A 15,706-nucleotide genomic window follows, 5' to 3' on the forward strand; every position below is an offset into this window, starting at 1 on the left:
CCACCGGTGCGCTACTGCTGATCGGGTGTTTCGCGCTGGTCCGGCAGGTTGGCGGTCCGCTCGGCGTCCAGCCCTTGCTCGTCATCCTGGTCGGGGTAGTCCAGCAGCGTATCGTCGACCGGACGCTGCCCGTCAATCGGTTCGGGTAGCAGCGTTTCGGGATTGAGCGCCAAGGGATCGCCGTCGTTTTCCTCCAGCACCCGGTCTGCTCCGCGCAATGGATCCTCGGCGTCCTGGGCCTGGGGTGCATCCGATGACCCAGCCGCCGGCTGGCTATCGCGCCCATCCAACGGCTCGTCCGTGTCCGAGTCCTTGCGCACGTCGTCGAATTCAGAATTATTCAGTGACATTCCAGCTCCTTCTCGTGTTTCCAATCGGAAATGATTTCCGAGGTGGTCTTCAGCTTCTGCCGATGCTGCTTGCGCATGAATTCCAAGGTAGTCCCTTCGAAATCCGGGTCGGCCGATGCGGTGGCGTCGGTGGCCACCGCCACCGGCAAGTTCGCCGCGAAGGCATCGGCCGCGGTGGCGGAGATGCACGTCTCGGAAGAAACCCCGGCGAGCACCAGCGAACTGGCGCGGTGCCGCAGCAGCAGGTCCTTGAGCTCCGTATCCCAGAACGCGCTGTCCCGGCGCTTGACCACTTCGATGGCCCCGTCCAGTTCCAGCTCCGCCAGGTACGCGGCCTGCTCCGTGCCTTCGAACAGGTAGCCCTGGTCGTCTTCGAGCATCTTCAGCGTCCAGGTGGATTTGTCTTCCTTGTGCACGGTGCGCACGCTGATCACCGGGTACCCGCAGGCCCTCGCCGCCACAGCCAGCTGGTTGCAGCGGGCTGCCAGATCCTGGCGGGCCAGCGCCAGAGCCGGTTCCTCGAAGAATCCTTCTTGCAGGTCAATGAGCAGCAGCGCGGGGTGGCTGAAGTCGCTTGTCGCGCTCATGGCTCAGCGTGTTCGGCGCAGTGCTGGCAGCAGTACGCCTCCGGGCCGTGGTGGACGGCGTGGCCCAGAATGGCGCAACCGCAGTGCGCGCACCTTTCGGCCATGGCGTGGATGGCGCATTCGAAACTGTCGAAGCGGCCCGAGCGCCCGTTCCGGCTGAGCGTGAACACCGTTTCGCTTGCATTGCCGCAGATATCGCAGGTCTGCATGGGTTGCCTCCTGAACTCGGTTTGGCCATGGGACAGCTAGCGGTCCCCGTCGCCTTCGGAATACTGGTCTTCCGGGGAATCGTCGAGGTCCGGGTCGGCTCCTTGGACAGGAGGCAGGTGATTGCCGGGCTGTTCCAGTCCCTCTTCTGCCGGTTCCCCGGAATCGGCTGGCAGGTGCTCGTCGTCGGGTTGCCCCAGCGGCCAGAGATTCTCAACCAGGTCCTTGTCGGGATCCTTGAACCTGTCGGCAGCATGCGAAATGGCATCTTTGGCTTTGTCGATGAATCCCATGGTCGTTCTCCTCACGTTGCGTTTCCCGGTTCTCTACCAACTACCAGCTATCGGCTGCACAAGTACATGATTAATCGGCTGTTGCCAGAGTCGAGGGGGCTCATCTGCAAGCTCGCTGGCAATGGTTGAAGACCTGCTTGCTGTGCTGGAGCGTGGAGGGTGTCCCACAAAAATACGCGAAAGGAGCACGATCATGGTTGCAGCCAAGGAACTAATGACCTCGCCTGCCAAATGCGTCAAGGAGCAGGACTCGATTCAAGTGGCCGCCCAGATGATGAAGGACTTGCAGGTCGGCATGCTGCCCATCTGCGGCAAGGATGACCGGTTGGCCGGCACGATCACCGACCGGGACATCGTCATCAACGCCGTGGCCGACGGTGTGGTCACTTCCAGCACCAAGGTCGCCGATTACGCCCAGGGCAAGCCGGTCACCATCGGAGCCGATGATTCGGTCGAAGAAGCAATCCGCACCATGCAGGAGCACCAGGTGCGCAGGCTTCCAGTCATCGACGGGCATTCGCTGGTCGGAATGCTCGCCCAGGCGGATATTGCCCGCTATTACGACCAGCAGAGCACCGGCAATCTGGTCGAGGGGATTTCCCAGGACTAGAGCTGCCAGCCAAGCAGGATCGCAAGGGCAGAGCGTCCGGGAAAACCATGGTTTTCCCGGACGCTCTGCCCTTGTTCTGCTGCGATTCTCCTATATGGATCGCCGTCACCGTCCGTTGGCGTCGGTGCCGGCGCGTGGATCATCCAGTGAGCTCGGTCCTCGAATAATGCGGTACAGGCCGTAGATGAAGACCAATGCGCCCCAGCCGGCCACGATCCATAGCGGCCCCGAGGTGCTGTCCGGCGCTGCGAGCAGCGCATAGATGGCGAATCCCACGGCCACCAGTCCGCCCACAATCGCCAGCCACAGGCCTGGCCGACGCCTGCGGGTGCTGTCCACTGGTTTGCCAGTCATGGCGTGTCCTTTCGCTGGCAGGAAAGTTCAGCCCGCGTCATAGCGTTCTTCCCTCTCCTCGGATTCATCTTCGGTGTTCTCGTTGATGCTGCCCCGGCGAACCACGCGCTCGTCCCCTGGCTGGGCATCGTCATCGGGCTGCGTGGTGCGAGCCGGATTCTCGGGCTTCTCGCGTTCACTCATTGTGTCTCCTTCCGTGGCGGTCTGCTATGAATTGCGCAGGGCTTCGATGAGTTCGGCCTTGCGCATTTTCGAACGGCCATCAATGCCGATTTCCTTGGCCCGGTCCTGCAGTTCCCGGACCGTCCAGTCCTCGTAGTCCCCGGCCTTTCCTCCGCGCTTGCCCACTGCTGACCGGCCATCGCGGGCGGCGGCGTTGGCGATGCGCGCCGACTTCTGCTTGGAGTTCCCCTCCTCGCGCAGCTCCTCGTAGAGTTCTTCATCCTTGATCCGGCTCTTGCCTGCCATGGGTTTCCTCCCTCGTACGCTTCGCCAGCTGGCTCCTTGCAGTGCCAGCACTGTGCGTTCCACGCTAGCCACTTCGCTGATCAGGGGACAGTGCCCCTGACGGACTTTGCGCTGAATCCCAGACTTCAGCGGTAGCACAATTCATGCAGCGGGGTGCGAAACTGGATCTTCGCAGAAAAAAGTCTGGCTGTTGCCGCCGAAGGTGGAGGGGACCCTCGCGCAGCGGAAGGCCCGGAGCACACTGGATGTGAACCCGGACGCCGCTGAGCGCACCGCGCCGGCGTCCTGCCGCAACAGCAGGAGGAAATCCCATGCCCGAGAAGAACCCCCAGGACCGCACTGAGCCGCTCGGTACCGGAAGCGAAGACCGCGCCGGCAAGGAAAAGATCAGCCCGCCCGAACAGCGCCAGGAGGAACCGGGCCTGGACCGGGACCTGAAGCCCAAGGCGGATCACGGCGAGCGCAGCTACAAGGGCCGGGACCGGCTGTCTGGAAAGCGCGCCCTGATCACCGGCGGCGACTCCGGCATCGGCGCGGCGGTGGCCATCGCCTTCGCCCGCGAAGGGGCCAAGGTCGCCTTGGCCTATCTGCCCGCCGAACAGCCTGATGCCGACGCCATCGCCGGGGTCCTGGAAGATGCGGGAGTCGAAGTCCACCTGCTGCCCGGGGACCTGCGGGACCGCAATTACCGCGATTCATTGATCGATGAGGCGGTGACCGCGCTGGATGGCTTGGACATCCTGGTGAACAACGCCGGCAAGCAGATCAGCGTCGAGTCCCTGGAAGAGCTGAGCGACGAGCAGGTCGAAGCCACCTTCGATGTGAATATCTTCGCGATGTTCGCCTTGAGCCGCGCAGCCCTGCAGGTGCTTCCCGAAGGCGGCTCCATCATCAACACCACCTCCATCCAGGCCTTCGATCCGTCGGATCACCTGATGGACTATGCCGCCACCAAGGGCGCGATCAGCAACTTCACCAAGTCGCTGGCGTCCCAGGCAGCGAAGAAGGGCATCAGGGTCAATGCCGTGGCTCCGGGCCCCATCTGGACTCCATTGCAGCCTTCGGATGGCCAGCCGATCGAGGCGCTGCCTGAGTTCGGCCACGATACCTGGCTTGGCCGGGCCGGCCAGCCGGTGGAAGTGGCCCCGGCCTATGTGTTCCTGGCCAGCGATGAGGCTTCCTACGTGGTCGGTTCCACGGTGCACGTGAACGGCGGCAAGAACCAGCCGTAGGACGGTGAACAGGTCCCCGGGCCATAGGGCCCGGGGATCATTCCACGTCATCCTTGCTGATGGTGAATTCCATATTCCTCCGCTCGTATTCGCGCTGGCTGAAGGTAGCGCGCTGGACTTCCTTGACCTCGTCAAAGCTGGAGCCGATGGCTCCGCCCATGGTTCCCAGCGAGGATGCCAGCCAGGCAAGGTTGATGTATTCGGCCAGCGTGACATCGTGGCGCAACTGGTAGGCGAGGTATTCCTGGTCAATGACAATCAGCGAGCCTGCCAGCAAGGCGAGGAACAAGAGCAGGTACATGACCGTCGCGGCAAACCCGACCGTCAGCACGGTGGCCGCGTTGTAGACGACCATCCGCTCGCGGCGGCGGTTGCCCTTGGGCCTCTCCCACAACCGGTTGTGCAGCAGCAGCCAGAGCGTGAGGATCAGGATGCTTGAGACCGTGATCAGCGAAAGCCGCCCGGCAGGCAGGTAGTCGGCCATGGACCAGATGCTCGTGTAGAACACGCCGAAAGCACCGGTGGCCACCGCACCTGCCATCGCGGAGGAAAGCCGCGGCACCAGTGTCCACGGCTGGTTGCTGCGCACCATCCCGGCGATCAGCAGCAACCGCCCGCGCAAACCCTCGATGCTCGAGATGCGGTTCTGCTCGTTCTGCCCGTCCTGCCGGCTGGCGTGCACGCTCATCGCCCGTCCCAGCGGGGTCGGAGGCGGAGCCGGCTGCTTGCCGGTAGCCAATTCCCTGACCAGTTCGGCCAGTTCCCGTGCCACGGTGCGTGGTCGGGCCAACCCGAGGCTGGGCATGGAAAGCACGGCCGAGGCATCCTCGACGGAAATTACCGAACGCACTGGCCGGTTCTGCACGTAGTGCGGTGCATCGGTCAGGTAGATGATGAAGTCCCAGCCATGCTTTTCCCGCAGCCTGGGCACCTTGTCGTTCAGCGCGACCCGTCCGCTCTCCCCCAAGGGCAGGGAAAAGGGAGCTACCTGCACGTCCCACTGCTGCTCGTGCGCCTGCAGCTTCTCCATGACCCCTTCCAGCCGGGCAGCGATCCGATTGGCCATCGCATCGGCTATGCCAGGGTCGGCAATTAATCCCACCGTGCGCTTCTCGGGCTCTTGCACGCTCATCAGCACCTCGCAGCTCTCAGGGCAGCAGCTTGGCCCGCTCCCACAGCACACACTAGGAAGTCGCGCCCGGGCCTGCAGTGCCGTTCAGCAACCTTGCAGGAATCAGCACCGGCAGTGCACGCTTAATCCCCGGAATTCCGGGGATCACCGACTCACAGGCAATGCCCATCAAACTTGCCTTGTTGCCTGCTGCCCGGTGTGGAATGGTCGGTGCCATCGCCCATCTGATGAAGAAAGGACAGTCCATGGAATCCAACCAGCCAGAAGAAGAGCGGCACCCGGGGATCACTCCAACGCCCGATGAGCCCGCGGAGGAAAAGGAGAATTCTGTCGGGGACCACGAAGACGCGTTCGAGCAGCCAGCCGAGGAGCAGGATCCGGACCAGGTGGACACCGACCAGTTCAATACCGACTGATCCGCGCTTGCGTTCGGCCGGCAACGATACGACTAGGAGATAACCTCTTGAAAGCATTGACATGGCAAGGCAAGCGAAAGATCGGTTTCAGCGATGTCCCTGATCCGGTGATCCAGGATCCCGGGGACATCATCATCAAGGTCACTTCCACCGCGATTTGCGGATCGGACCTGCATCTCTATGAGCTGCTGGGCCCCTACATGCATGCCGGCGACGTGCTGGGCCACGAAACCATGGGCATCGTCCAGGAAGTCGGCAGCGGCATAACCAAGCTGTCGGTAGGCGACCGGGTAGTCATCCCGTTCAACATCTCCTGCGGCCACTGCTGGATGTGCCAGCACGACCTGCAGTCGCAGTGCGAGACCACCCAGGTGCGCAAGCACGGCAAGGGCGCCCAATTCTTCGGGTACTCCGAACTCTACGGACAGGTGCCCGGCGGCCAAGCCGAATACCTGCGCGTGCCCCATGCCGATTACGGTGCGGTAAAAGTAGGCGACCAGCTGCCCGACCACCGCTACCTTTTCCTCTCCGATATCCTGCCCACCGCGTGGCAGGGCGTGCACTACGCCAATGTCCCCGACGGCGGAACCCTCGCGGTCTACGGGCTCGGGCCGGTGGGGCAGCTCGCCGCGCGCATCGGCCGGCACCTGGGCTATGAGGTGCTGGGCATCGACCCGGTGGCAGAACGCCGCGCCATGGCCGAGCGCCACGGCATCCAGACCCTGGACTTCACCAAGGACACCGTGGGCGAATTGCGCGGGCGCACCGGCCGCGGCCCCGATGCCGTGCTCGATGCGGTGGGCATGGAAGCCCATGGTTCCCCGGTCTCCTCGATGTTCCAGCAGGCCACCGGGTTGCTGCCGGACAAGGCAGCGCAGCTGGCCATGGAGAACGTCTCCGCGGACCGCACCAGCGTGCTGGATTCGGCCATCGATGCCGTGCGCCGCGGCGGCACCCTGTCGATCAGCGGTGTCTATGCCGGGGCCGCCACCCCGATGCCGATGGTGAAGCTGTTCGACAAGCAGATCCAGATCCGCCAAGGCCAATGCAATGTGCGCTCATGGACCCAGAAGCTGCTGCCGCTGGCCGAGGATGCAGCCGATCCGCTGGGCCTGGACGACTTGGTCACCCACGAGCAGCCGCTCTCGAACGGTCCGGCGATGTACGAGACCTTCCAGAAGAAGCAGGATGCGTGCATCAAGGTGGTGCTCAAGCCCTAGCGGCTAGGCGCTTTTCTTCCCGGAACCGGAGGCCTTCTTCTTGTGTGGCGAGGAGGAGGCCTCCTTTGCCGTTGCCTTCTTCGTGGCTGGCTTCTTCGTGGCTGGCTTCTTGGCTGCCGCCGTTTTCTTCGCAGGTTTCTTCGCCGCTGGTTTCTTCGCCGCCGCGGCCTTCCCATCCTTGGCTGCCTTGGCCGGGGCCTTGGCATTGCGCCCGTCAATGCTGCGCTTGAGCGCCTCCATCAGATCGATGACCTCGCCGGACTCGCTGCCCTGGTCCGGGGAACCGAAGGTCGCCTCGGTATCCAGGTCCTCGCCCTGCTCGATTTTCGCTTCGATCAGCGCCTGCAGCTGGACCTGGTAGTCATCCTGGAACTCGTCCGGCGTGAAATCACTGCTGTACTGGTCCACCAGGGCGGCAGACATCTTCAGTTCCTGCTCGCTGATCCGCGGTGATTTCTCCGGTGCCACTGCCTCGGCATCGCGCAGCTCGTCCGCCCACATGACCGCTTGCAGCACCATCACCTTGGAACGGACACGCAAGATGCCCAGCCGGGTCTTCTGGCGCAGGGCGAAGCGCACCACTGCCAGCTTCTCGGTGTCCTGAAGCGTTCGGCGCAACAGCTCGTAGGCCTTGGGCGATTTGGAGTCCGCCTGGAGGTAGTAGCTCTTCTCCAGCATCAAGGGATCTACTTGGCTGGCCGGGACGAACTGGACCACTTCGATTTCACGGCTCTTCTCCGCAGGCAACGCATCCATGTCCTCATCGGTGAGCACAATGGTCCGCTCCCCGTCCTCATAGGCCTTGTCCAGATCCTTGTAGGCGATTTTCTTCCCGCACACTTCGCATCGGCGCTCGTAGCGGATCCGTCCGCCATCCTTGTCATGGACCTGGTGCAGGTCGATGTCGTGGTCCTCGGTGGCGCCGTAGGCCTTGACCGGCACATTCACCAGGCCGAAGGCAATTGATCCAGTCCAGATAGCTCGCATGGGCACAGTGAAGCATCTTTCCAGCCAGCGCGTCACGGCCCCCGGCGATATTGGCAGGCGGCGCTGAGGTTAGGCAGCGCGAAACGCAAAGCTTGCTTGGAACGCTGGATTCCCCGGCGCCGCTCGGGAAGATTGGCCCTCATAAGGCAAAGCAAAGGACAGCGCATGGCACGCAGGGAGCAAACCGTCACCGTCGCGGGGCACACGCTGAAGGTCAGCAATTTGGATAAGGTCCTGTACCCGCAGACCGGGACCACCAAGGGCGAAGTCATGGACTACTTCCAACAGGTGGCCCCGGTGCTGATTCCGCATGCCGCATGGCGCCCGGCCACCCGCAAGCGCTGGGTGGACGGCGTGGGGATCCCCGAAGAACCGGGCAAGGTGTTTTTCCGCAAGGATCTCGAGGACTCCGCCCCCGGCTGGATTCCCTCGGCCAAGCTGCAGCACAAGACCCATTCCAATACCTATCCGCTGGTCAACAACGAGGCGGTGCTGGCCTGGATGGCCCAGGTGGCCGCGCTGGAAATCCATGTTCCCCAGTGGCGCTTCGATTCCTCGCTGGAACCTGCCAACCCGGACCGGCTGGTGCTGGACCTGGATCCCGGTCCGGGTGCTGGTTTGGAGCAGTGCGCTGAAGTCGCCTTGATCTGCCGGGAGATCCTTGACGGCATGGACCTGCCCAGCTTTCCGGTGACCTCCGGTTCCAAGGGCATCCACCTCTATGCCGGACTGGATGGCAAATACACCTCGGAGCAAGTCAACGAGGTGGCCAAGGAATTGGCCTCCACCTTGCAGAAGGAGCATCCGCAACTGGTCCTCGCCAGCATGAAGCGCTCGCTGCGCGAAAACAAGGTGTTCGTGGACTGGAGCCAGAACAACGCCTCGAAGACTACCGTCTGTCCGTATTCGCTGCGCGGCCGCGCACGGCCCACCGTCGCCGCCCCGCGGACCTGGGAGGAAATCGAAGCGCCGGGGTTGGAGCAGCTGGACTTCCACGAGGTGCTGGACCGCATTGCCGATGGAATCGATCCGCTGGCGCAGCTGGCCTCGGGACAACAGCAGGACCCCGATCGCCTGGCGGTCTACCGCTCCAAGCGCGATGCGGCGCTGACACCTGAACCGGTGCCGGAGCAATCCGGGAATTCCCAGTCCGTGCAGCCGGGCGGAAAGGACGGCACCGGGCTGTCCTTTGTCATCCAGGAACATCATGCCCGCGCGCTGCATTGGGATTTCCGCCTGGAGCACGACGGAGTGCTGGTCTCCTGGGCGGTGCCCAAAGGCCCACCCTTGGAACCAGGAATCCAGCGCTTGGCGGTCATGACCGAAGACCATCCGCTCTCCTACGCAAGCTTCGAAGGCAGCATCCCCAAGGGCCAATACGGTGCCGGGGAAGTATCGATCTGGGATTCGGGCAGTTGCACCATCGAGAAGTGGCGCGAAGGCAAAGAAGTCATCGCAGTGCTCACCGGCTCCCGCGAGGGCGGGCTGGGTGGAGTGGACCGGCGGTTCGTGCTGATCCAGGCCGCAGGGATGGGCGGCAAGGACAATTGGCTGCTGCAGCTGGCCAAGGAACAGCCGGCCGGAGCCGATGCGGGAACGTCCGCTGATTCCGGTGGCGAAGAACCGGAGGCTGCTCGCGAGCCTAGCGCCAAGCAGGCCGTGGCTGACCTATCGGGCCAAGCGTTGCGCCCCATGCTGGCCACTGCCGGCACTGCTCGGGAGATCTCCGGCGAGCGGGGTTGGAGCTTTGAAATGAAATGGGACGGCTACCGCGCGTTGGCAGTAGTCGATGGCGCCAAAACCAAGCTGATCAGCCGCAACGGCCACGACCTGACCGGAGACTTCCCGGAACTCGAAATCCTCGGTTCACTGCTGCCGGAGCGCGCCGTGGTGGACGGGGAAATCGTCGCCCTGGATTCTTCGGGCCGCCCTGACTTCTCGCTGCTCCAGCAACGGGTGGCCCACCAGCGGAAGAAACGCACGAAGCAGGCCTCGGCCATCAGGATCCAGTACCTGGTCTTCGACGTGCTGCAATTGCCATATGACAAGGATGCAGGACTGGTGGATCTGACTGCCCTGCCCTACGAGCAACGCCGCCAACGGCTTGCGGGCCTGGATCTCGACCACCAGTACGTGCAGGTGCCGCCGGCCCACACCGGGACCTTGAAGCAGGCCATCGATACCAGCCGCGCGCTGGGCCTGGAAGGCGTGATGGCCAAGGAACGCGACTCGGTCTACGAGCTGGGCCAGCGCAGCACCAGCTGGGTGAAGCTCAAGCACCAGCGGCACCAGGAAGCTGTGGTGATTGGCTGGCGGTCTGGACAGGGGTCGCGCAGCCGCAGCCTGGCCTCGCTGCTGCTGGCCATTCCGGGAAATGGCGGCTTGGAATACGCCGGCCGGGTGGGCACCGGATTCAGCGACGCGCAACTGGCCGAAATCCGCGAGAGGCTTGAAAAGATCGAACGCAAGACTCCCCCGGCCAAGAACATCCCGGCAGCGCATCAAAGCGATGCGCACTGGGTGAGCCCGAAATACGTGGCAGAAGTCCGATACAGCGAACTGACCTCGGACCGCCTTCTGCGCCATCCGGTGTGGCGTGGCTGGCGCGATGAGAAGCAACCGGATGAGGTCCGCTGGGAACCGGCGGATCCGGCCGGGAACCAAACTCCAACTAACCGTTAACAGAGGAGCAGAACATGAAATTGCTGGTAAAGATCTTCGGAACCCTGATTTCGCTCGGTGCAGGCTGGCTCGGAGCCAAACTCGTCTCCGGGGTCTGGCATAAAGCCATGGGGGAAGAACCGCCATCGCTGGCCAACCCCGAAAAGCAGCAACAGGCCGCTGTAGGGAAGGTGCTGGCGTTCGCCGTGATCTCGGGGGCAAGCGCTTCTGCCATCCAGGCCATGGCCAAACGGTGGACGCGTTCCCTCGAAGCCAAGGCCGCCAACCGCTAGCAGGCCGCATTCTGGCCCGTACCCGGATGCACCGGGTCGCGCAGCTGCTGCCCAGTTGCACGGCTCGGTGTTTTCGTTGGTGCCGGGCAGCTTTCTGCGCGGTGTCCATTGCCCTGGTGCATCGCGGATGGCTGAAGGCCTGCGGAAATGTCATGGCGATTATTTGGCCGGTCGACAGCTTCTCCAGCAGGCAGAACTGCCAACGGGAACGCAAGCTTTTGCAGCATTCAAGCCTTCCTTGATGCCTTGGAAGTGTGCGTCACGGTCCATGGCGAGGTTATTGCCTTCCAGAAGTCCGTCGGAAATATATCCCAGAAGTCTCTGGCATTGAGTGCATCCACTGAATTAGAATGAAAACAAAATATCACTATATGAAAGTTGTATCGATGACTGCCCATTCTTCTCCGCTCACCGCCGGCCAGCCAGCGCCAGCCTTCTCCCTGCAAGATGCCAAGGGAGAGACCATCTCGCTTTCGGATTATTCAGGGCAGAAAGTGATCGTGTATTTCTACCCCAAGGCCGCGACTCCCGGCTGCACCACCGAGGCCTGCGATTTCCGCGACAACCTCAATTCGCTGCAGGCCGCAGGATTCTCCGTACTGGGCATCTCCCCGGACGCGCCAGAAGAGCTGGCAGCCTTCGCAAGCGATGAATCGCTGAACTTCCCGCTGCTTTCCGACCCGGGCAACGAAGTTGCCAAAGCCTACGGCTCCTACGGTGAAAAGAACATCGGCGAAAAGACCGTCGTGGGCACCCTGCGCTCCACCGCAGTCATCGATGAAGACGGCAGCATCCGCCAAATTGAATATTCCGTGGATGCCCAGGGGCATGTGGCGCGACTTCGCGATTCCCTCGGAGTCTAGAGGATTCCGCACCCGGATCTTTCCGGTGCCAGCCCGGATGCTTCGAGCCGGGGCCAGCCTTAACCGGCCCCGGCCACACGCTGCAGACTGCGTTGAGGATCCCTGGACAGCAAGCTACATCTGCATCTCGGAATGGGCATTGGCCAACAGATGCGTGAAAGCACCACGCTCGAATGCGGCCCGCTGGCGGACGGCGCCATTGCCTGTCTCCAGCATGTTCCTGAGTGAAATCACGGCATAGTCGTAATCTCCATGTTCCTTCAGTGCGCCCTCAATGAGTCGGAGCATTCTGCGAGCCAGTTCCTCCACAGCGACCGGCTCTCCGGTTCGCGTGTCCACGTGCACTCCGGTGATTCCGTTCTTGGCCGCTTGCCACAGTGACAGATCCAGGACTTCGGGCAGATACTCCAGCGCATCGAATTCGCCGGCCACCGCAGTCTCGACCAACCCTCGCATGAGCACGGCCACCAATACCGAATCCTGCGCTCGCAACTGCGAATCCGCGACCCGAATTTCGAGTGTCGGGTACTTTTCCGACAATCGGGCGGACCATCCGATATGGCCAGGGTCGGGAACCGCATCGGTTCCATTGATTCGCGCAAGCCGAGTCCCATAGTCTTTCGAATCCTTGAAATACGGCGGAATCCCCTGGACGGACCACTTTCGGTAATGAATGGTTCTCCACGATGAAAAGTTGCTGTCGACCCCTCTCCAATACGGAGAATTAGCGCCCAGGGCGCAAAGAAATGGCAGCCATCCGCGCAAGAAGTTCAGCGCACGAATTCCCGCTTCGGAATCAGGAATGGACACATGGACGTGCAAACCGCACATGTAATGCTCTGACGCTATTCCGGACACGAAGTTGCCGATTTCCCGATACCTTGCATTATCGGTCAGCTCCGGAGCCTGCTGGGCAATCATCGGCGCCGCGCCCAAACCCGCGACCAGCAGGCCGCGGGATGCCGCTTCGCCTGCCAGAGCCCTGCGGAAACTTCCCAGCTCATGCAGGGCCTGATCCCGGTCTTCGCAGATGGCGCTGGCATGTTCTATTTGGCAAGCAAGCAGTTCGTTCTGCACTTCGCCATCGCGTTGCGAATCCAGCGCTTGCCGTAGCGCTTCTTTATCCGTGCTGGCCGGCAACCCTGTTTCTGCGTCGAACATGAAGAATTCTTCTTCAATGCCAAAGGTGCTCATTTCGTGCCTCCCGGAATATGGTTGCTAGGGCGTCGGACCAGCAACCGGCCTGTGTGGACTTACTGCTGGCTGACCTGGTCTGCCTGATGCGAACTAGCGGGGAACTGCTCATCATTCTTCTTGCGCGGAACGGAATGCCACATGATCAATCCCCCTTCAGCTAGGCTGCGAATTTCCGGATGGCCGCAGCTTCATCCGCCTCGGCGGCTTGCGTTCCGCGAAAGCGGATTCTGAAACAGTAGATCCCGTAGCCTGGCTGCATCTGCTTGCCCGATGGATTCTCATGGTTTTCCCATCAACCCAGAATGAATCGGACATGAAATCCGAACTAGCTCTGGAAGCGGCAACAATCTGCCCGCAGCCGCGGGGAACAGCAAGCTCGGCTGTGGACCTTGGAAATGCAGTCCGTTCGGGCGTACATACGGAGCCTAGCCACGGGCAGTCCGCGGCAGGCCAAACAAGCTACTGACGAGGCCAGGAAATAAGTTCAAAAAGCTCTCCTCTATGCCTGTCAATAAGCTGGGAGCCCTAGGCCACCCCTCCCGGTCGCAGACGAAGTGGCCTAGGTTGGAAACACACTCCGCTTCCCAACGACGGCGATCCTTGCCCACTGGCAGGCTCGTCGGCAATCTGCGAAGTGGCGTGACTTATGGGGAGCACTCGAGAGTTACGAACAAAGTGGAGGTAGTACTAATGCCAGGACGTATAGTCAGGTCCAAGACTGCTGAACGTGTCGCCGAACTCCTGGGATCGCGCGAAGGACGCTCCCATCTGAGCGAGTACGGGTGGATCCAAGGAATGCCCGTGATCATTGCACAACTCAACGAGCCGGTAGACGATGTCATGGGCCTCGCTTCCGTTCACAATTGCGCTGTTCTCGTGGCGATACTGGACGGCCAGGGCGAGCAGCTTCGTTTCATCCATGTCTCGCCTCCCAACGGTGCTCTTCGAATCGTCGATGAGACTCCTGCGAATACCCGGATCTGCACGCTCTTCGAGCAAGCGGAGGAAAAAGGAATGCTGGCTTTCCGGGTTCGGTACTGGACCCACACGGCCATTGCCAACGCCCTGCCAGTCTTCACCCCGGAAGAACAGTGGCCGCTGGCGATGACGCGCAGCTAGCTGCCGGGGCACCGGAGGCCCCGCCCAGGTGCCGCTGATTCAACGACTCGTTGCTAACCTCATCTAGGCCATTTTCGACTGACGGTCCTGGCTTTCCCGGAACTCTCCGGGAAAGCCAGGACCGTTGCCGCAATCCCCTGGCTTAGCGCCCGGCGATCTTCACCAGCTTGTGGTTGATGAATTCGTCCATGCCGTACTTGCCCAGCTCGCGGCCAATGCCCGAGCGCTTCACGCCGCCAAAAGGCAGCTCAGGGTAGGAAGCCGAAGGCTCGTTGACGGCCACCATGCCGCTTTGCAGCTGCACGGAAACGCGCTCTGCGCGTTCCATGTCCCGGGTGTGGATGGAAGCTCCCAGCCCGTAGTCGGTGTTGTTGGCCAAGGCCACGGCTTCCTCTTCGCCATCCACCTTGTAGAGCACGGCGACCGGGCCGAAGAGCTCCTCGGAGAAGGCGCGCATCTCGGGGGTCACCCCGGCGAGGATGGTCGGCTCGTAGAATGCGCCCTCGCCCTGAATCGGCTTGCCTCCGGCCAGGACCTGGGCACCCTTGTCGATGGCATCCTGCACCTGTGCGGCCAAGCCGTCGCGGGCCGCGGCCGAAGACAGCGGGCCGAGGAAATTCTCCGGCTGGGCCGGGTCGCCCACCTTGATTCCGGCCACCTGCTCCACCAGCGCCTGGGAGAAGTCCTCGTAGACCGAGGAATCGATAATGAAGCGCTTGGCCGCGTTGCAGGCCTGGCCGGTGTTCCCGAAGCGGGCGCGCATGCCCAGCTTGGCGGTGCGCGCCACATCCGCGTCATCGAAGACCACGAATGGATCCGAGCCGCCCAGTTCCAGCACCACCTTCTTCAAGTTGCGCCCGGCAATCTCTGCCACGGCCGCTCCGGCGCGCTCGGAACCGGTCAGGGATACTCCCTGCACCCGGCGGTCGGCGATGATGTCCGCGACCTGGTCATTGGTGGCGAAGATGTTCACATACGCGCCCTGCGGGGCGCCTGCTTCCTTGAAGATCTCTTCCATGGCCAGCGCCGATTCCGGGCACTGCGGCGCGTGCTTGAGCAGGATGGTGTTGCCGTTCATCAGGTTCGGCCCGGCGAAGCGTGCCACCTGGTAGTACGGGAAATTCCACGGCATGATGCCCAGCAGCGCGCCGACCGCTTCCTTGCGCACCAGCGCCTTGCCGCCCGAAGCGATCTCCAGCTCCTCGTCGGCCAGGTACCCCGGACCGTTCTTGGCGTAGTAGCGGTAGATCGCCGCCACGATGCCGATTTCCCCCAGCGACTGCTTGATGGGCTTGCCCATCTCGCGGGTGATGATCGCGGCCAGCTGATCGGCGCGTGCCTCGTAGATGTCTGCCACGCGCTCCAGCAGGGCGACGCGTTCATCCAGGGCGGAGACCGACCACTGGGTGTAGGCGTTGTGCGCCTGGGCGATGGCATCCTGGATCTGCGCATCGGTGGCAGTCGGGTAGGTTGCTTCGACTACGCCGGTGGCGGGATTGGTAACGGCATAAGTGGACATGGTGCTCCTTCGAAGATTCGCTTGTTGGACACTTAGCGCCCAGTCTTCCAGCTCCCGTCGCCAATGCCCCGGACTCTTCGGGTATTGGCGTGTTCGCCACGGAAACTGCCGCTGCTCCTCCAACGCCGCGGACTGGGCCGCAGCAGGGATTGCAGTGCTGCTGGACTCCTCGCAGCTGCGCCGGGTGGTGCGCTGGAC

At 62.6% G+C, this 15,706-nt stretch carries 19 protein-coding genes; 8 read left to right on the forward strand and 11 right to left on the reverse strand.

Translation table 11 applies throughout. The features are described from left to right. Nucleotides 1-11: 11 nt before the first annotated feature. From AAZQ98_RS01880 to AAZQ98_RS01895, 4 genes are read right to left on the reverse strand one after another with little or no spacing between them, the layout of a single operon-like run. Nucleotides 12-350, reverse strand: a complete 339-nt coding sequence (locus tag AAZQ98_RS01880; RefSeq protein ID WP_105656083.1) for a hypothetical protein — start codon at nt 348-350, stop codon at nt 12-14. Continuing rightward, the gene (locus AAZQ98_RS01885; RefSeq protein ID WP_434689385.1) at nt 341-937 is read right to left on the reverse strand and encodes a cysteine hydrolase family protein; all 597 of its coding nucleotides are present in this window, start codon (nt 935-937) and stop codon (nt 341-343) included. The genes AAZQ98_RS01880 and AAZQ98_RS01885 overlap by 10 nt, the downstream gene beginning before the upstream one ends. Further along, the gene (locus AAZQ98_RS01890; protein WP_434689387.1) at nt 934-1,146 is read right to left on the reverse strand and encodes a hypothetical protein; all 213 of its coding nucleotides are present in this window, start codon (nt 1,144-1,146) and stop codon (nt 934-936) included. The genes AAZQ98_RS01885 and AAZQ98_RS01890 overlap by 4 nt, the downstream gene beginning before the upstream one ends. A gap of 36 nt (nt 1,147-1,182) precedes the next feature. Continuing rightward, entirely contained in the window at nt 1,183-1,437 is a 255-nt protein-coding gene (locus tag AAZQ98_RS01895) for a hypothetical protein (RefSeq protein ID WP_146112202.1), read from the reverse strand. A gap of 193 nt (nt 1,438-1,630) precedes the next feature. Between AAZQ98_RS01895 and AAZQ98_RS01900 the strand changes: the two genes are divergently transcribed. Further along, nucleotides 1,631-2,047: a CBS domain-containing protein gene (locus AAZQ98_RS01900; RefSeq protein WP_105662078.1), complete on the forward strand. Its 417-nt coding sequence runs from the start codon at nt 1,631-1,633 to the stop codon at nt 2,045-2,047. Between the two features lie 105 nt (nt 2,048-2,152). On the opposite strand, the gene AAZQ98_RS01905 is transcribed toward AAZQ98_RS01900, so the two are convergent. The 3 genes from AAZQ98_RS01905 to AAZQ98_RS01915 are packed head-to-tail and all read right to left on the reverse strand — an operon-like array spanning nt 2,153 to nt 2,869. Next, nucleotides 2,153-2,401, reverse strand: a complete 249-nt coding sequence (locus tag AAZQ98_RS01905; protein ID WP_146112949.1) for a hypothetical protein — start codon at nt 2,399-2,401, stop codon at nt 2,153-2,155. 27 nt (nt 2,402-2,428) lie between these two features. Next, nucleotides 2,429-2,584 (reverse strand): hypothetical protein, encoded by a 156-nt coding sequence (locus AAZQ98_RS01910; protein ID WP_166650857.1) that lies wholly within the window; start codon nt 2,582-2,584, stop codon nt 2,429-2,431. 24 nt (nt 2,585-2,608) lie between these two features. Continuing rightward, nucleotides 2,609-2,869 carry a DUF7218 family protein gene (locus tag AAZQ98_RS01915; RefSeq protein ID WP_105656077.1) on the reverse strand — a complete coding sequence of 87 codons (261 nt, stop codon included), beginning with the start codon at nt 2,867-2,869 and terminating at the stop codon, nt 2,609-2,611. A 311-nt stretch (nt 2,870-3,180) separates the two neighbouring features. Here AAZQ98_RS01915 and AAZQ98_RS01920 point away from each other — a divergent pair, with 311 nt between their 5' ends. After that, a complete protein-coding gene (locus tag AAZQ98_RS01920; RefSeq protein WP_434689391.1) occupies nt 3,181-4,101 on the forward strand; it encodes an SDR family oxidoreductase in 921 nt (306 codons plus the stop codon). A gap of 37 nt (nt 4,102-4,138) precedes the next feature. Here AAZQ98_RS01920 and AAZQ98_RS01925 read toward each other — a convergent pair whose 3' ends face one another. Beyond that, nucleotides 4,139-5,233, reverse strand: coding sequence for a hypothetical protein (locus tag AAZQ98_RS01925; protein ID WP_434689393.1), 1,095 nt, complete (start codon nt 5,231-5,233; stop codon nt 4,139-4,141). 245 nt (nt 5,234-5,478) lie between these two features. Between AAZQ98_RS01925 and AAZQ98_RS01930 the strand changes: the two genes are divergently transcribed. After that, nucleotides 5,479-5,649 (forward strand): hypothetical protein, encoded by a 171-nt coding sequence (locus AAZQ98_RS01930; protein WP_426733327.1) that lies wholly within the window; start codon nt 5,479-5,481, stop codon nt 5,647-5,649. Between the two features lie 47 nt (nt 5,650-5,696). Further along, nucleotides 5,697-6,869 (forward strand): alcohol dehydrogenase catalytic domain-containing protein, encoded by a 1,173-nt coding sequence (locus tag AAZQ98_RS01935; protein WP_402696760.1) that lies wholly within the window; start codon nt 5,697-5,699, stop codon nt 6,867-6,869. 3 nt (nt 6,870-6,872) lie between these two features. Here the strand turns inward: AAZQ98_RS01935 and AAZQ98_RS01940 are convergent, their stop codons facing one another. Next, nucleotides 6,873-7,856, reverse strand: a complete 984-nt coding sequence (locus AAZQ98_RS01940; protein ID WP_434689395.1) for a Ku protein — start codon at nt 7,854-7,856, stop codon at nt 6,873-6,875. A 165-nt stretch (nt 7,857-8,021) separates the two neighbouring features. Here AAZQ98_RS01940 and AAZQ98_RS01945 point away from each other — a divergent pair, with 165 nt between their 5' ends. The 3 genes from AAZQ98_RS01945 (at nt 8,022) to bcp (ending at nt 11,673) form a co-directional block, all read left to right on the forward strand. Continuing rightward, nucleotides 8,022-10,538 carry an ATP-dependent DNA ligase gene (locus AAZQ98_RS01945; RefSeq protein WP_434689396.1) on the forward strand — a complete coding sequence of 839 codons (2,517 nt, stop codon included), beginning with the start codon at nt 8,022-8,024 and terminating at the stop codon, nt 10,536-10,538. 14 nt (nt 10,539-10,552) lie between these two features. After that, nucleotides 10,553-10,810, forward strand: a complete 258-nt coding sequence (locus tag AAZQ98_RS01950) for a DUF4235 domain-containing protein (protein WP_105656071.1) — start codon at nt 10,553-10,555, stop codon at nt 10,808-10,810. Nucleotides 10,811-11,196: 386 nt separating this feature from the next. Then, on the forward strand, nt 11,197-11,673 hold the full coding sequence (gene bcp / locus AAZQ98_RS01955; protein ID WP_434689398.1) for a thioredoxin-dependent thiol peroxidase: 477 nt from the start codon (nt 11,197-11,199) through the stop codon (nt 11,671-11,673). Nucleotides 11,674-11,787: 114 nt separating this feature from the next. Here the strand turns inward: bcp and AAZQ98_RS01960 are convergent, their stop codons facing one another. Beyond that, the gene (locus AAZQ98_RS01960; RefSeq protein WP_434689400.1) at nt 11,788-12,867 is read right to left on the reverse strand and encodes a carboxylate-amine ligase; all 1,080 of its coding nucleotides are present in this window, start codon (nt 12,865-12,867) and stop codon (nt 11,788-11,790) included. Between the two features lie 804 nt (nt 12,868-13,671). Between AAZQ98_RS01960 and AAZQ98_RS01965 the strand changes: the two genes are divergently transcribed. Next, the gene (locus AAZQ98_RS01965; RefSeq protein WP_434689401.1) at nt 13,672-13,989 is read left to right on the forward strand and encodes a hypothetical protein; all 318 of its coding nucleotides are present in this window, start codon (nt 13,672-13,674) and stop codon (nt 13,987-13,989) included. A gap of 142 nt (nt 13,990-14,131) precedes the next feature. Here AAZQ98_RS01965 and AAZQ98_RS01970 read toward each other — a convergent pair whose 3' ends face one another. After that, the gene (locus tag AAZQ98_RS01970) at nt 14,132-15,508 is read right to left on the reverse strand and encodes an NAD-dependent succinate-semialdehyde dehydrogenase (RefSeq protein WP_434689403.1); all 1,377 of its coding nucleotides are present in this window, start codon (nt 15,506-15,508) and stop codon (nt 14,132-14,134) included. Between the last annotated feature and the right edge of the window lie 198 nt (nt 15,509-15,706).

It is taken from the genome of Glutamicibacter sp. Je.9.36 (assembly GCF_051129975.1).
Lineage (GTDB): Bacteria > Actinomycetota > Actinomycetes > Actinomycetales > Micrococcaceae > Glutamicibacter.

Bases quoted from the DNA above. Each gene is read 5' to 3' on its own strand.
- AAZQ98_RS01880 (WP_105656083.1), bottom strand. From the start codon at position 350: ATGTCACTGAATAATTCTGAATTCGACGACGTGCGCAAGGACTCGGAC.
- AAZQ98_RS01885 (WP_434689385.1), bottom strand. From the start codon at position 937: ATGAGCGCGACAAGCGACTTCAGCCACCCCGCGCTGCTGCTCATTGAC.
- AAZQ98_RS01890 (WP_434689387.1), bottom strand. From the start codon at position 1,146: ATGCAGACCTGCGATATCTGCGGCAATGCAAGCGAAACGGTGTTCACG.
- AAZQ98_RS01895 (WP_146112202.1), bottom strand. From the start codon at position 1,437: ATGGGATTCATCGACAAAGCCAAAGATGCCATTTCGCATGCTGCCGAC.
- AAZQ98_RS01900 (WP_105662078.1), top strand. From the start codon at position 1,631: ATGGTTGCAGCCAAGGAACTAATGACCTCGCCTGCCAAATGCGTCAAG.
- AAZQ98_RS01905 (WP_146112949.1), bottom strand. From the start codon at position 2,401: ATGACTGGCAAACCAGTGGACAGCACCCGCAGGCGTCGGCCAGGCCTG.
- AAZQ98_RS01910 (WP_166650857.1), bottom strand. From the start codon at position 2,584: ATGAGTGAACGCGAGAAGCCCGAGAATCCGGCTCGCACCACGCAGCCC.
- AAZQ98_RS01915 (WP_105656077.1), bottom strand. From the start codon at position 2,869: ATGGCAGGCAAGAGCCGGATCAAGGATGAAGAACTCTACGAGGAGCTG.
- AAZQ98_RS01920 (WP_434689391.1), top strand. From the start codon at position 3,181: ATGCCCGAGAAGAACCCCCAGGACCGCACTGAGCCGCTCGGTACCGGA.
- AAZQ98_RS01925 (WP_434689393.1), bottom strand. From the start codon at position 5,233: ATGAGCGTGCAAGAGCCCGAGAAGCGCACGGTGGGATTAATTGCCGAC.
- AAZQ98_RS01930 (WP_426733327.1), top strand. From the start codon at position 5,479: ATGGAATCCAACCAGCCAGAAGAAGAGCGGCACCCGGGGATCACTCCA.
- AAZQ98_RS01940 (WP_434689395.1), bottom strand. From the start codon at position 7,856: ATGCGAGCTATCTGGACTGGATCAATTGCCTTCGGCCTGGTGAATGTG.
- AAZQ98_RS01945 (WP_434689396.1), top strand. From the start codon at position 8,022: ATGGCACGCAGGGAGCAAACCGTCACCGTCGCGGGGCACACGCTGAAG.
- AAZQ98_RS01950 (WP_105656071.1), top strand. From the start codon at position 10,553: ATGAAATTGCTGGTAAAGATCTTCGGAACCCTGATTTCGCTCGGTGCA.
- bcp (WP_434689398.1), top strand. From the start codon at position 11,197: ATGACTGCCCATTCTTCTCCGCTCACCGCCGGCCAGCCAGCGCCAGCC.
- AAZQ98_RS01960 (WP_434689400.1), bottom strand. From the start codon at position 12,867: ATGAGCACCTTTGGCATTGAAGAAGAATTCTTCATGTTCGACGCAGAA.
- AAZQ98_RS01970 (WP_434689403.1), bottom strand. From the start codon at position 15,508: ATGTCCACTTATGCCGTTACCAATCCCGCCACCGGCGTAGTCGAAGCA.